The sequence below is a fragment of the Acinetobacter halotolerans genome, assembly GCF_004208515.1.
GTDB lineage: Bacteria > Pseudomonadota > Gammaproteobacteria > Pseudomonadales > Moraxellaceae > Acinetobacter > Acinetobacter halotolerans.
This window is the reverse complement of the sequence record NZ_SGIM01000009.1, coordinates 58,239-73,100: the sequence shown is the minus strand read 5'-3', so window position 1 is coordinate 73,100 and position 14,862 is coordinate 58,239. Positions and strand designations below refer to the sequence as shown.

The window sequence follows — 14,862 nt, the reverse complement described above, 5'->3', positions numbered from 1 at the left end:
CGTGAAACAAATAAATCTATCTTTGTTCTAGGTTGTTTGACTTGATCAACAAACTGCTGTCAGGTTCCTCTAACTTGAAAAATGGCAATAACAATCCTTCCATACTATAAAAGCCTTTGGGCTTATCTTTGAGGTTTTCTATCGCAAATAAGATGCCATTGCCGAAAGCTTCACGGGTAATCGATTCATGTTTGAGTCTGACCGTCTGAAACGGGAAGCCAAATAAAATCTCATGCACCCCCACAATCCCCCCTGCCCGCACAGATTTAATCGTATCTTCTGCTAAGTCCAATTCACGTGCGATCACTTTAGCTGTGCCTGACACCTCGGATTTGGCTTTAAAGTGTTCTTCAATGACATCAATATCCGTATAAGGGGCGATATTTTTTAATATTTTGGCAGCAAGGATCAGAAAGTTAATCCCAATCGTAATATTCGGTGAGTGCAAGACACAGGTGCTTTCAGCCAATTGATGGAGCTGATTGATTCTTTCATCGGGATACTGGGACACGGCACTGACAATGGTAATGCCTCTTTTTGCTGCTTCTTCAGCGTAATAATCTAAGCCTTGTTCTGAGGAAAAATCGACAATCACATCGACAGGATAACGATCTAGAAGCTCTACGATAGAGTACTCATCTTTTGAATGAATAATGCCTGGATCATCTGCTTCAACCCCTAAGAACTCAGGAACAGATCGATGCTCAAGCTGTTTGGACTGACGAATAACCCATTGTAAACTGGTCTTTTTTGACTCTAATAATACTGATGCAACTGCACGGCCTGTTTTACCAAAGCCTATAATACCCACTTTCATTTTAATCGTCCTTTCATGCGCTTGAGGGCTTCCAAACATCCCTCTGATCGAGATTTATCAGATGCAAACCACCTCATAAATAGTGTAAAAAATCTCCAAGGTCCCAAAGTTAGGCCCAAACTAGCAACTCAGCTTAAAGCTGTCAATCAAGCAACATGAACGGAATCTCAGCCAAAGCAGGCTAAGCAACTGAAAATACTTAATTTATTTAAATGTCACATGATGTTTAGTCAGCGGCAAATTATTGACAATCAATCACTTAGATATGGTCATTGAGGAGGATGGGAATCTTTGCAGCGAGAAAAAGTGAGATGGTTTTTTTATTTTTCTTATTTATTGTTGTTTCGCAGAATTTTTAAGGGTATCAAGGGAAAACATGTTGTTTACTTCAACACCTATGACTTTGTAAGTCACAACCTTTGCCTATAAACTTTTGGTTTATAGCGTCCTAAGCCGAATCGAGACCTTTTGGGTAAGTACACACTTGCTTTGTAAGCTTCGGCGCATGCTACTCTTTTCGATCCCTTTCACACCCTTGAGACATAGTTTAGGGGGATCGGTGTGGGATTGTTTTCCTAAAAGATGTCATTTTCTGCCAGTTTTGAAATAATTTTGCATCTTTATTTTTAAAATCAGAATTATTTACCATCATTGAGTTTTAAATACGGTTAAAATTCTCTATAAACCACATTTAATCGAAATTTTAATCAAAAAAGACTTAGAGGAATGGTATATTTTCAAGATAAACCGCCACTACGCCCAAATCACCATAATCGCAGCAACGATCACCAACCACAAACCAAGATGATCTGTTCTGGCCAGTTTCTCTTTAAAGAAAAATGCTGAAATCAATAAGCTAAATAGAATTTCAACCTGTCCCAGCGTTTTAACAATCGCCACCGTCTGCATACTCATAGCACTGAACCAGCCCAATGAAGCAAGGAAGCTACAGACACTGACCTTAAATGTGAGCCCGAGTCGTTGCCACATGCTATACAAGGTTTTCCGACTAAATAGCCCTAAATACAACAGCATAATAATGCATTGAAAACTGATCAGACTGCACAGCACCCAAGCTGCACGATGTAGAAATGGCAACATGCCCAGTTCTAAACTGGCTTCGCGCACCAACAATGACGTAATCGCAAAGCATAAACCACTGCCTAATCCAATTAACAAGGTTTTGACCGATAATTGAGCGTGCTGATGACCTTTACTCAAGAGAAAAACCGCTACAGCGCCGATTGAAACACCAATCCAGCCCCAAACGCTTAAATGTTCCTGTAAGAACAATACCCCGACTAAGGCTGCCAAGATCGCTTCACTTTTGGCCAGTCCAACCCCAATCGCATAGTTTTTTTGTTGAAATAATTTGACCATCAATGCTGTGGCATAAATCTGACTGATCCCTGCAATCACTACATAGAACCAAAATTTATTGGAAAAATGCACGTCAGCAGTAACAGGTTGGTGAAAATAGAGAAAAGCCAGATAACTAAAGGCAAAAATCGGAGCAAATACGAACCGCGCGAGTGTCGTGCCATACACATCAACAGTGGTACTGAGTTGTTTTTGAAATGCATTGCGCCAAGCCTGCATAAATGCAGCCATGAGGGTGAACAAGATCCAAGTGATTGCCATAAGCTTGAGCGCAAAATCAAATATGCGTGTAATTTACTCGCTTCACTGTGATTTTTCGAGCGTTAGTTTAGAAAAATCACCTTGATTGATACGGTTTTAATTGCTTGTTTTTAAGTGAAAGATCACCGAAAGTACGGCGTTACTGAAAATCAAAAATAGTGGGCTGATGCTTAGTTTTGCCATGGAAACTTTTTAAAACGATGACGGAGTCGATACATTAAGCCACCATGAAGATTGCCTAGATGCCACGCCAATTTTGAAGTTACGGTCATGTCTGGAATCCAGTAACGCGGCTGCACTTGATCCAAAGGCTGCGGCTCAGCGATTTCAACTTCGGCGGCAATATAGCCCTCGCCATCCTCCAAACTCATCCGTGCCAACACCTTGCCTGATGCATCGCAGATTTGAGTCTCACCCACCATTTCAGTTAACCATTTCACATGCGGTAACAGTGGCATATCACTCATTACCTCACCCACATGTGCGGCATGCACCACAGGTATGCCTGTCAAACGTGCCATTTGGGCAGGCAAAGCTTCACTTTGTTGTTTATAGATTTGATGTTCGTGTCGCATCCACTTACCTAACACCCCATACCAATTAATCGGCATGGAGTACCAACACATGCCGCCTAAAATCAATTGTGCGCGCTGATCTCGGATGCGTTTCGCAGTACCGTAACGTGCCCACTCCCACCCTGACACTAAAGCAACTTTGCATTTCAAGGTGGTTGAATCGACTACGCCATCATCGACACCACCACGATAAAAGTTTTGCTCCCATGCCGTTGGGATATCTTTGTCGTGCAGATGATAGTCACCATTCGCCTCGACCAAGATATAAGTGCCATAGGCGTGCCCATCCCGAATTGCAACAAATCCGCCGGTGATAACGACATTGAGCTGCGTTGCTAATCGAACTAATAGTTGTAAAGGTTCGCCTTGTAATGGTTGTGGTGTCTGCAATGCCAGTGGTGAATAAACATTTGGGGAAGTCATGGACTCAGGCAGCACGATAACATCAGGTTGATGCTCCTGATATGCCGCTAAAATCAGTTGTTCAAGCTTTTTTAAATTTGCTTCGACTTGTCCAACTAATAATGCAGGTTGAATCGCCACAATTTTCATGAGAACCCTTTTTTGTCGAAATTTTATTCTCAAAAGATTAGCATTAAATCTTAAAAAAACTGTGGCACTGCTCGATACATTTTCGGCTTATTTATCTAATACTCCAGCAATGACCATAAACTCTAGATTCATCGCACCATATATAAACTTACAATGAAGGGCTTATATTTTTTCGCTTGTTTGCTCGCACCCAACGTACAGCCACCACTACAAAAACAATCACCAATACCGTAATCGCCACAGGTATCACAAAAGCCAAAACTGACAATAAAATTGAGCCAATCAATTCCCCAGTCGCAATCATAAAATTTCCTAAACCACCTGTAGTGGCTGTAGATATTCCACGCAAAGCGACGGTATTTAACTGAACTGCACCTGCAGTTCCACCACCAACGATAATCGCGGCTGCCCAAGTTGCAAACTGAGACATTTCTCCACTAATTACGGCCATCGTGGTCAGCGTTCCAGCAATCACTGCCGCAGGCGTTGCGACGGTATCCAATAAATTATCGACCCATGGCACATAGTATGCCGCGACTTCACAGATCGTCGCAAAACCGAGCGCCGCGCAAACGGTGGGCATCGCCAACCATTCAAAACCTTTAGCGGGTTCATACCATCCCATTAGAGTGGCTATACTCATGACCAATAAAGGAACAAATACTCGAAAACCACAGGCTGCACTTAAGCCTACGCCAATACATAAAGCTAATATTGTTTCCATATTGGTTTTCCTTGTTTGATGCCGATGATCGGTCTTGTTGTTTCATATTTTTAAGGTAACAAAAAGCCCCATCAAGTGACAGGGCTTTTATTCAAACAGTGGATAACTGTTTGGTGTTTGCGGCTTAAGCAATCTTACTGTTAAATTGATTGCCAAGGCATTTGGTACACGGAGGTAAACGATCAGTACCAATTTCTAAATAAGCGCGATGTCCGCATTGGACACAAAAATAGAAACCAGTTCCGGGTCTTTCGCCAGCAGTCACCATCTTTGTTCTCCATAGATTTTAGAAATGGTACATATACTATAACTTGATAGTATTGATTATTTATTGACCTTTTTGACAAGTGTTTGTGGCGGAAAAGTAAAATAACAATTACCTAAACTATTTCAGGAACATCAATCGAGTTAACCGTAAATAAATTTAAAATATCTTCTCTATCCATAAAAATTATTTGACTTCTTCTATTTGCATCTAATTTACCCCCCAACCAATTTCGTGCAGCTTTAGTTATTTCACCACCAGCGATAATATAAGCATGGTCAACTAAAACTCTTTTATTCGTTTCTGGATCAAAAATTTCATGTCCTAACATCATTGTTGTTTGGTTATATATCTCAGCAATATTGTGATTACCTGTTTTTGTCATACCAGAAGAATCTAGTTTTCCCTTCTTCACCTGTATACCAAAATAAATTATATGCTGAGTTGGTAGCATAAGCTTCATCCAAATATCTTTGCCATATTCGAGTGCTTTGTCTCTGTGCCCAGCCACAGTAATTCGCTGAAAGCCTAAAATTCGAAATAATGGCAATAATACATTTTCTATAAGTTGATCCTCAGAGCACATTTCTAAATAACTTGTTAACTGCTCTCTTTTTTTAATTTCAACTTCAGAAAATATTCGATGTGGATTTTCAATAGGCTTTACACTCTGATTATTATGTAAATTTTTAATATATAAATTATTATCTGTACCATAAAAAGCCTCATACCCTTCTCTACTTAGAGGCTTATTTAATTCAATTAAAGCATTTATACGTTCAGGATCATCTTCGGTAGCATCAGATTTATGCATTAATATTCTAAGAACATGAATAAATCTATCTGGTAAAGAATCATTAAGACATGGCTCTTCTAATAATTCTTTTAATCTTTCTGATGTCCACCACCATCTGGTAGTACCATCATGTACATAAGATAAATCACATTCATCAAAAAACTCTGTAATATAACTGCTGCTTCTGTAAGGAAAATATTTCTGATCTCCAATAATACATTCAGCAATACTTCTCAAATTTCTATCTTTAAACCTCATTAAAGCCTCTAAAAATAAATGACCCTACTCTAAAGTAGGATCTTTTCACAACAATATCAACTCAACGTTATGATGTATGACATGCTGTTGCACACCAATAACAACCATTAATTCTATTATTTGGCCAATTAGATTTAGCTTGAGCTACAGCTTGCTGGCAAGTAGAAAAATTACCTAAAGCTATTTGATTTTCTAAATTTGGTAGATAATTACACCCCCTTGTGACATTGTGTACTTCATGATCTCCATTAGGTTGAGCATTTTTATTAATAATATATTTATCCATTAACGTCCCCATTTATCATTTAAAAATAAAGGCCTAAAAATAAAGCCATATTTAAAGTATGGCTTTATTGTACAAAAATCAAGCTATTTTTTAATATTTAATCAAGCCACTTGACCTTCTAAAAAGTCTTGCGCAAAACGCTGTAATACACCGCCTGCTTCATACACAGAAACTTCTTCTTCTGTATCTAAACGGCAAGTTACAGGCACTTCAACGATTTCATTTCGACCATCCGCCGTCGAGCGTTCAATCACTAAAGTTAAGTCAGAACGTGGTGAGATATTACCAATCACACTATAAAGCTCAGTACCATCTAACTTTAAAGTCTTACGGTTAACACCTGGTTTAAACTCAAGCGGTAAAACACCCATACCCACTAAGTTCGTGCGGTGAATACGCTCAAAACCTTCAGCCACGATCGCTTCAACACCCGCGAGACGTACACCTTTGGCAGCCCAGTCACGACTAGAACCCTGACCATAGTCCGCACCCGCAACGATGATCAACGGTTGCTTACGATTCATGTAAGTTTCAATCGCTTCCCACATCCGCATCACTTCCCCTTCAGGCTCGACACGCGCTTTTGAACCTTGCTTAATGGTGCCGTCTGAACGAACGACCATTTCATTAAACAATTTCGGGTTAGCAAATGTCGCACGTTGCGTGGTGAGATGGTCGCCACGATGGGTTGCGTATGAGTTAAAGTCTTCCTCAGGTACACCCATTTTCGCCAAATACTCACCAGAAGCACTGTCGAGGACAATCGCATTCGATGGAGACAAATGATCGGTGGTGATGTTGTCACCCAAGATCGCAAGTGGACGCATATTGGATAAAGTGCGTGGCGCAGCCAATGCCCCTTCCCAATACGGCGGACGGCGAATATAAGTACTCATTGGACGCCAATCATACAATGGGCTTGCCGCTTGTTCATTGACACCCAAATCAAACATTGGAATGTAGATTTTACGGAACTGTTCAGGCTTGACCGATTCTTTCACTAAGGCATCAATTTCAGCATCCGATGGCCAGATGTCTTTCAGGTAAATTGGATTACCATCTTTATCGTTTCCAAGTGAATCGGTTTCGATGTCAAAACGAATCGTTCCTGCAATCGCATAAGCAACAACCAATGGAGGCGATGCCAAGAATGCTTGTTTTGCATATGGATGAATACGCCCATCAAAGTTACGGTTACCTGAAAGTACCGCAGTCGCGTACAAGTCACGATCAATAATTTCTTGTTGAAGGACTGGATCTAATGCACCTGACATGCCGTTACACGTAGTACATGCATAAGCCACGATACCAAAACCAAGTTTCTCTAGGTCTTTCAGTACGCCCGCTTCTTCAAGATATAGCGCAGCAGCTTTTGAACCCGGTGCAAATGATGACTTCACCCATGGCTTACGTGTTAAACCAAGTTCATTGGCTTTACGTGCCAATAGACCTGCCGCCACGGTATTACGTGGGTTTGAAGTATTGGTACACGAAGTGATTGCGGCAATGATGATCGCACCGTCAGGCATCAAACCATCAGTACGGTTCTCAACCACACCAGCAATGCCTTTGGCTTTCAAATCAGCCGTAGAAACACGCGCATGCGGGTTTGATGGACCAGCGATGTTGCGCGTTACGCTTGAAAGATCAAAACGAAGTACACGTGGATATTGTGCTTGGGTCATATCCGAAGCCCAAAGTCCAATTTCTTTAGCGTATTGCTCAACCAGTTTGACTTGGTCTGCTTCACGACCTGTCAAGGTTAAATAATCAATGGTGTTTTGGTCGATGTAGAACATCGCCGCAGTTGCACCATATTCTGGGGTCATATTGGAAATGGTCGCACGATCACCAATCGACATGGTGTCTGCGCCTTCACCGAAGAACTCAAGGTAAGCACCGACCACACGTTCTTTACGCAAGAACTCTGTGAGCGCCAAAACGATATCAGTTGCAGTGATGCCTGCTTGACGTTGACCGACAAACTCAACCCCAATAATGTCAGGTAGACGCATCCACGATGCACGACCCAACATGACATTTTCAGCTTCTAAACCGCCGACACCAATCGAAATCACACCTAACGCATCGGTATGTGGAGTATGTGAGTCAGTACCGACACAGGTATCTGGGAATGCGATTCCATCACGCGCCTGAATCACTGGAGACATTTTCTCCAAGTTGATTTGGTGCATGATGCCGTTACCTGCAGGGATCACGTCGACATTTTTAAACGCTGTTTTGGTCCACTCAATAAAGTGGAAACGGTCTTCGTTACGACGGTCTTCAATGGCACGGTTTTTTTCAAACGCATCAGGATCAAAACCACCAAACTCAACTGCAAGTGAGTGATCCACAATCAATTGTGTTGGAACCACTGGATTGACTTTCGCTGGATCGCCACCTTGCTCCGCAATGGCATCACGCAAACCTGCGAGATCAACCAAAGCGGTTTGACCTAAGATGTCATGACAAACTACACGTGCAGGATACCAAGGAAAATCCATGTCCTGACGGCGTTCGATTAACTGAGTTAAGGCATCGTTGAGCAATGCTGGGTCGCAACGACGTACCAATTGCTCTGCCAATACTTTCGAGGTATACGGCAAAGTTGCGTATGCGCCTGGCTGAATATCTTCAACGGCTTGACGCACGTCATAGTATTCGAGCTGGGTACCTGCCAGCGGTTTACGATATTGTGTGTTATTCATATTAGCCGCGCTCCGCCAAAGGTTTGAATTCTAGATTTTCAGGACCTGTATAGTTCGCGCTTGGGCGAATGATCTTGCCGTCTTGACGTTGCTCAATCACATGCGCTGACCAACCTGCGGTACGTGCAATCACGAACAATGGCGTAAACATAGCGGTAGGAACACCCATCAAGTGATAGCTCACTGCACTGAACCAATCAAGGTTCGGGAACATGTTCTTCACTTCTTTCATCACCGCTTCTAGACGTTCAGCGATCAAATACATTTTGTTATTTTCTTGCGCTTCAGCAAGATCATAAGCCACTTTCTTGATCACTTCGTTACGTGGATCAGAAATGGTATATACAGGGTGACCAAAACCGATGATCACTTCTTTCTTTTCAACACGACTACGAATATCTGCTTCTGCTTCATCGGCATTGTCATAACGCTGTTGAATCACGAACGCAACTTCATTGGCACCACCGTGTTTTGGTCCACGTAGCGCACCAATACCGCCTGTAATCGCTGAGTACATGTCTGAACCTGTACCTGCCACCACACGGGAGGTAAATGTTGATGCATTGAACTCATGCTCTGCGTACAGAATCAAAGAGGTATGCATCGCTTCAATCCATTGCTCTGATGGTTTTTCGCCATGAAGTAGATGCAGGAAATGTGCAGCGATCGAGTCATCATCAGTTTCAACTTCGATACGGCGACCGTTGTTGCTGAAGTGATACCAATACAACAACATTGAGCCTAGACTTGCCATCAATTTATCAGCAATGTCTTTTGCACCCGCTTCGTTGTGATCTTCGTGTTCAGGCGTTAAACAACCCAGAACTGAAACGCCAGTACGCATCACGTCCATCGGGTGTGCCGAAGGTGGAAGTTGCTCAAGCGCAGTTTTAAGTGCAGCAGGTAAGCCACGTAATGCTTTTAATTTTGCTTTATAGGCTTTCAGTTCAGCTTTGTTTGGCAGTTTGCCATGGACCAGCAAGTGTGCCACTTCTTCAAATTGGCTGCCCACTGCGAGGTCAAGAATGTCATAGCCACGATAGTGTAAGTCATTGCCGCTGCGCCCTACAGTACACAATGCCGTGTTACCAGCAACTTGACCACTGAGTGCAACTGATTTTTTTGGTTTGAAGCCTGTTGGCGTTTCATTACTGCTCATAAGATTGTCCTTTTTTTATATCTTTAGGGTGAATTTCAAGCGGTGTCATACCGAACTCTCATCTTATTTGTGGATAAGCCTTCGGCTGGACTTACTTTTGATGGATCAAAAGTAAGCAAAAATCCTTTGTTGGTCTGACGGTACGTCCTTGTTACCGCAGCCCAACGTGGCGGCATCCATGCCGCCTTCACGATTATTGAGACTTTCATGGAACTAATAAAAATACTCTTTTATCTCCGCTAGAAAGTCTTCAATTCGTGAAATCCCTCTCCCTCTGGGGGACGTTAGGAGGGGGCGAAATGACTTATTTCTTTTCAAAAGTTCCATCTAGATATTGTTCAAACGCATGGTAGTTAATACGCTCATACAATTCCTGACGAGTTTGCATGGTGTCTACCACATTCTTTTGTGTACCTTCTTTGCGTAAAGTCTCATAGACATTTTCTGCTGCTTTATTCATCGCACGGAATGCAGAAAGTGGATATAAAGCAATACTGACATCGGCAGAAGCCAATTCTTCGGTGGTGAATAATGGTGTAGAACCAAATTCAGTAATGTTCGCCAATACAGGCACTTTGGTCAAATCAGCAAACTGCTTATACATGGCCAATTCAGTGATTGCTTCAGGGAATAACATATCCGCACCTGCTTCAATATATGCACCTGCACGATCAATCGCTGCTTGTAAGCCTTCAACCGCCAAAGCATCCGTACGTGCCATGATCACAAAACTGTCATCAGTACGTGCATCAACCGCTGCTTTAATGCGGTCAACCATTTCTTGTTGTGTCACGATTGCTTTATTTGGGCGGTGACCACAACGTTTAGCACCCACTTGATCTTCGATATGCATCGCTGCTGCACCGAACTTAATCATCGACTTGGTGGTACGAGCAATATTAAATGCAGATGCGCCGAAACCCGTATCCACATCTACCAATAATGGTAAGTCACAAACATCAGTGATACGACGCACATCTGTCAATACGTCATCAAGGTTGCTAATGCCTAAATCAGGTAAGCCCAACGAACCTGCCGCGACACCGCCACCTGATAAATAAATGGCTTTATAACCTGCACGTTTTGCCAATAAAGCATGGTTTGCATTAATTGCACCCACCACTTGTAATGGTTTTTCTTGTGCGACCGCGTCGCGGAATAGCTGACCAGCAGACTGTTTAGCCATGTTGATATTCTCCTTGAGTTTGCAGCAATGTTTGCTCAACAATTTTGTAGGATGCATTGATGTGACGGTGCATCAGCATTTCGGCGAGTTCACCGTCACCTTCAGCAATCGCATCTAAAATGCGGATATGTTCGTCCAAAGCCTTACTTGGTCGATCAGTGGTATTTGAAAACTGGATTCGATACATGCGAATGAGGTGATATAGCTCATCACACAACATTTTTTCGAGGGTCTTATTGCCACTACTTTTGATAATGCAGTAATGGAAATCATCCTGCCCTTCTTGTAAATAATAGCCTTTACCTGCTTTAAAATTTTCATCCTCAGCATGCAACCGTAATACATCGCGTAATGCCAAGATTTGTTTTTTATCAATATGTTGCGCAGCGAGTTTGCAAGCCAACCCTTCTAAAGAAGCACGAATCTGATACAGCTCTTGGAACTGTTGCAGCGAGAGAGAAACAACACGTGCGCCAATATGTGCAGTACGCTCTACCAGCTTCTGCCCTTCTAGACGATGAATCGCTTCACGCAAAGGCCCACGACTAATCCCGTACACACGTGCCAATTCCGGTTCAGAAATTTTACTTCCCGCAGGAATCTGCCCCAAAACAATCGCAGACTGAATTTGCTTAAATACGTGTTCCGTCAGTGTTCTTCCCTGACTTGTGCTGATGGCTTGTGGAACAAGGGTATCTTGCATATTGTCAACAATCTCTATCATTTTGATGATTTTATAACGAAATATAAGCAAAAATGCAATAGGATTGTCGACAATAAAAATCAAGTCTCGGACAATCTCACCAGTGGCAGCCCCTGCCTAAACAAATCAGCAACCAAATCAAGAGTCATATTAATAACAAATAAAACAAAAACTTATAGAACACGATCAACTCAATGTTGTTTTGATCCTTGTTACAAAGCTGACTTTATCTTTTTTATTCTACGACGATGGTATGACAGCTTGATTGTCGACAATCCTGATAATCTGTTGGTCTTTGACTGATTTTGTAAGTAAATACTGCACTAGAAATGCAAATAATAGAGTGCTTCATCTGCACTTTATTGGTACATTATTGGGCATTCAAAAACACCTCCATGCCCCTTGTTGAATAAAAGGACATTGTTAATGTTTCAACATATCCCACCTTATGCAGGCGATCCAATTCTTTCATTAATGGAACAGTTCAATGCTGATCCACGCGCTGAAAAGGTGAACCTCAGTATTGGTTTGTACTATAACGAAGACAGCATCGTTCCTCAGCTTGATACCATTATCGAAGCGCAAAAACGGATTGCACCGAAGAATACGCAAACCAAGCTTTATCTTCCAATGGAAGGTTTCAAACCTTACCGTGAAGCGATTCAAGCCTTATTGTTTGGCGCAAATAGCCCAGCAATTCAACAAGGTCGTGTTGCGACGATTCAAACATTGGGTGGTTCAGGTGCATTGAAAGTCGGTGCTGACTTTCTAAAAACATATTTCCCAAATTCAGAAGTTTGGGTCAGCCAACCAACTTGGGATAACCATGTTGCCATCTTCAATGGTGCAGGAATCAAAAGTAATTTCTATCCATACTTCGATGCTGAAACGCGTGGTGTCGATTTTGATGGCATGTTGTCTACGCTAAAAACATTGCCAGAACAAAGCATTGTGTTGTTACATCCTTGCTGCCATAACCCAACAGGTGCGGATTTGAATCCAGCACAATGGGATCAAGTGATTGCGGTATTAAAACAAAGCAATTTGATTCCATTCCTAGACATCGCCTACCAAGGTTTTGGCGATGGTATGGAGCAAGATGCTTATGCGATTCGTGCTTTAGACCAAGCTGGTTTGAACTTCATCGTCAGTAACTCTTTCTCTAAAATCTTCTCGCTTTACGGTGAGCGTGTTGGTGGTTTGACTTTCGTTTGTGACGATGCAGAAGCAGCAAAATGCACATTCGGTCAGTTGAAAGCAACGGTTCGTCGTATCTACTCTAGCCCACCAACAACAGGTGCATGGCTAGTGGATCAAGTGTTAAATGACGCTGAACTGAACCAACAGTGGCAAGATGAAGTCAAAGAAATGCGTGAGCGTATCCTTAAAATGCGTAGCATCTTAAGAGATGAGCTGAACAAAGCATTGCCAGAACGTGACTTTAGCTATTTGGTGAATCAAAAAGGTATGTTCAGTTACACAGGCTTAACGGCTGAACAAGTAGACACCTTACGTGAAGAATACGCAATCTACCTCGTTCGTAGTGGTCGTATCTGCGTTGCTGGTTTAAACATGAATAATGTCTATAAAGTTGCGAAAGCGGTTGCTGAAGTTTTAGCGAAATCTGCTTAACCTGTAACATCTACACATCTTTACTTAACAATGGCTGTTTCAATTGAAGCAGCCATTTTTTATTTCCCGCTGTCTTTGTATACTGCTTAGCAATGACTAATAACAGCGTAACCCTCAATGACACAACTCACTTGCTTTAAAGCCTACGATATTCGCGGCAAACTTGGTACAGAACTCAATGAAGAAATTGCCTATAAGATTGGTCGCGCTTATGGACAAATCTATCAACCGAACAGCGTTGTGATCGGTTGTGATATCCGTTTAAGCAGTGAAGGCTTAAAACAAGCCACCATTCGTGGACTCAATGATGCAGGTGTAAATGTCCTTGATTTAGGGATGACAGGGACGGAAGAAGTCTATTTCGGTGCATTCCACCTCGATGTTCAGGGCGGTATTGAAATCACTGCCAGCCATAATCCAATGGATTACAACGGCATGAAATTGGTCCGTGAAAATGCCCGTCCAATCAGTGCGGATACTGGCTTAAAAGAGATTCAAGCATTGGCTGAATCAGGTCAGTTCGTTGAAGTCGCACAAAAAGGTACGACAGAAAACTATAATATTCTGCCTGAGTTCATCGAGCACCTACTGACCTATATTGACCCACAAAAAATTAAACCGCTTAAATTGGTGGTAAATGCTGGTAACGGTGCAGCTGGTCATGTGATTGATGCGATCGAACAGAAGTTCCAACAGCTCAATATTCCAGTGGAATTTATTAAGATTCATCATGAAGCAGATGGCACATTCCCAAATGGCATTCCTAACCCAATCCTGATCGAGAATCGTGACAGCACTCGTGATGCAGTACTTAAACATCAAGCCGATATGGGGATTGCATGGGATGGTGACTTTGACCGTTGCTTCCTATTTGATGAAAAAGGTCAGTTCATAGAAGGCTATTATATTGTTGGCTTATTGGCTCAAGCGTTCCTGATTAAACAATCAGGTGAGAAGATCGTGCATGATCCACGTCTTGTTTGGAACACCTTTGATATTGTAGAGAAATATCAAGGGATTGCGGTACAGTCAAAATCTGGTCATGCCTTTATTAAAGATGTGATGCGTGAACACAATGCCGTTTACGGTGGCGAAATGAGTGCACATCATTATTTCCGTGATTTTGCTTATTGCGATAGCGGGATGATCCCTTGGCTACTAACAATTGCCCTACTCTCTGAGACAGATCAATCACTTTCGACTCTCGTTGAAAATATGATTGAAAAATTTCCATGTAGCGGTGAAATCAACTTTAAAGTGGCTGATACTCAAACAACAGTACAAAAGATCTTTGATCATTATGCCGATCAAAACCCACAGATCGACCGTACTGATGGGGTAAGTCTTGATTTTGGTGCTTGGCGTTTAAATGTACGCGCCTCAAATACAGAGCCATTGTTGCGCTTAAATATTGAAAGCCGTGCCGACAAAAATCCTCAACCGATGCAGGTTTATGTAGATGAGTTAACGGCATTGATTCAGGGTTAAATAAGTTAAACGCCTCTTTTTATTAAAAAAGAGGCGTCGATCACAACAACAATCAAGTACAGAAATATC

At 42.1% G+C, this 14,862-nt stretch carries 13 protein-coding genes; 2 read left to right on the top strand and 11 right to left on the bottom strand.

Features of this window, described 5'->3' with window-relative positions; translation table 11 throughout:
• Positions 1–16: 16 nt before the first annotated feature.
• The 11 genes from EXE30_RS11375 to EXE30_RS11320 form a co-directional block, all read right to left on the bottom strand.
• A complete protein-coding gene (locus tag EXE30_RS11375) occupies positions 17–817 on the bottom strand; it encodes a 4-hydroxy-tetrahydrodipicolinate reductase (RefSeq protein WP_130162485.1) in 801 nt (266 codons plus the stop codon).
• A gap of 753 nt (positions 818–1,570) precedes the next feature.
• Complete coding sequence (locus EXE30_RS11370; protein WP_130162484.1) at positions 1,571–2,458, bottom strand: DMT family transporter; 888 nt, start codon at positions 2,456–2,458, stop codon at positions 1,571–1,573.
• Between the two features lie 170 nt (positions 2,459–2,628).
• Positions 2,629–3,585, bottom strand: a complete 957-nt coding sequence (locus EXE30_RS11365; RefSeq protein ID WP_130162483.1) for a carbon-nitrogen hydrolase family protein — start codon at positions 3,583–3,585, stop codon at positions 2,629–2,631.
• Between the two features lie 148 nt (positions 3,586–3,733).
• Positions 3,734–4,309 carry a DUF4126 domain-containing protein gene (locus EXE30_RS11360; RefSeq protein WP_130162482.1) on the bottom strand — a complete coding sequence of 192 codons (576 nt, stop codon included), beginning with the start codon at positions 4,307–4,309 and terminating at the stop codon, positions 3,734–3,736.
• A 124-nt stretch (positions 4,310–4,433) separates the two neighbouring features.
• The gene (locus EXE30_RS11355) at positions 4,434–4,577 is read right to left on the bottom strand and encodes a zinc ribbon-containing protein (protein ID WP_004667998.1); all 144 of its coding nucleotides are present in this window, start codon (positions 4,575–4,577) and stop codon (positions 4,434–4,436) included.
• Between the two features lie 112 nt (positions 4,578–4,689).
• Entirely contained in the window at positions 4,690–5,628 is a 939-nt protein-coding gene (locus EXE30_RS11350) for a hypothetical protein (protein ID WP_130162481.1), read from the bottom strand.
• Positions 5,629–5,695: 67 nt separating this feature from the next.
• Positions 5,696–5,914, bottom strand: coding sequence for a hypothetical protein (locus tag EXE30_RS11345; RefSeq protein ID WP_121930403.1), 219 nt, complete (start codon positions 5,912–5,914; stop codon positions 5,696–5,698).
• Positions 5,915–6,015: 101 nt separating this feature from the next.
• Positions 6,016–8,625, bottom strand: coding sequence for a Fe/S-dependent 2-methylisocitrate dehydratase AcnD (acnD, locus tag EXE30_RS11340; protein ID WP_130162480.1), 2,610 nt, complete (start codon positions 8,623–8,625; stop codon positions 6,016–6,018).
• Between the two features lies 1 nt (position 8,626).
• Positions 8,627–9,784, bottom strand: coding sequence for a bifunctional 2-methylcitrate synthase/citrate synthase (prpC, locus tag EXE30_RS11335; RefSeq protein WP_121930405.1), 1,158 nt, complete (start codon positions 9,782–9,784; stop codon positions 8,627–8,629).
• A gap of 304 nt (positions 9,785–10,088) precedes the next feature.
• On the bottom strand, positions 10,089–10,970 hold the full coding sequence (gene prpB / locus EXE30_RS11325) for a methylisocitrate lyase (protein WP_004667983.1): 882 nt from the start codon (positions 10,968–10,970) through the stop codon (positions 10,089–10,091).
• On the bottom strand, positions 10,963–11,673 hold the full coding sequence (locus EXE30_RS11320) for a GntR family transcriptional regulator (protein ID WP_121930457.1): 711 nt from the start codon (positions 11,671–11,673) through the stop codon (positions 10,963–10,965). Before EXE30_RS11320 ends, prpB begins: the two co-directional genes overlap by 8 nt.
• Positions 11,674–12,099: 426 nt before the next feature.
• Between EXE30_RS11320 and EXE30_RS11315 the strand changes: the two genes are divergently transcribed.
• Together EXE30_RS11315 and EXE30_RS11310 are read left to right on the top strand one after the other, a co-directional pair.
• Positions 12,100–13,305: an amino acid aminotransferase gene (locus EXE30_RS11315; protein ID WP_130162479.1), complete on the top strand. Its 1,206-nt coding sequence runs from the start codon at positions 12,100–12,102 to the stop codon at positions 13,303–13,305.
• 117 nt (positions 13,306–13,422) lie between these two features.
• Positions 13,423–14,793, top strand: coding sequence for a phosphohexomutase domain-containing protein (locus tag EXE30_RS11310; protein ID WP_130162478.1), 1,371 nt, complete (start codon positions 13,423–13,425; stop codon positions 14,791–14,793).
• Positions 14,794–14,862 lie beyond the last annotated feature (69 nt).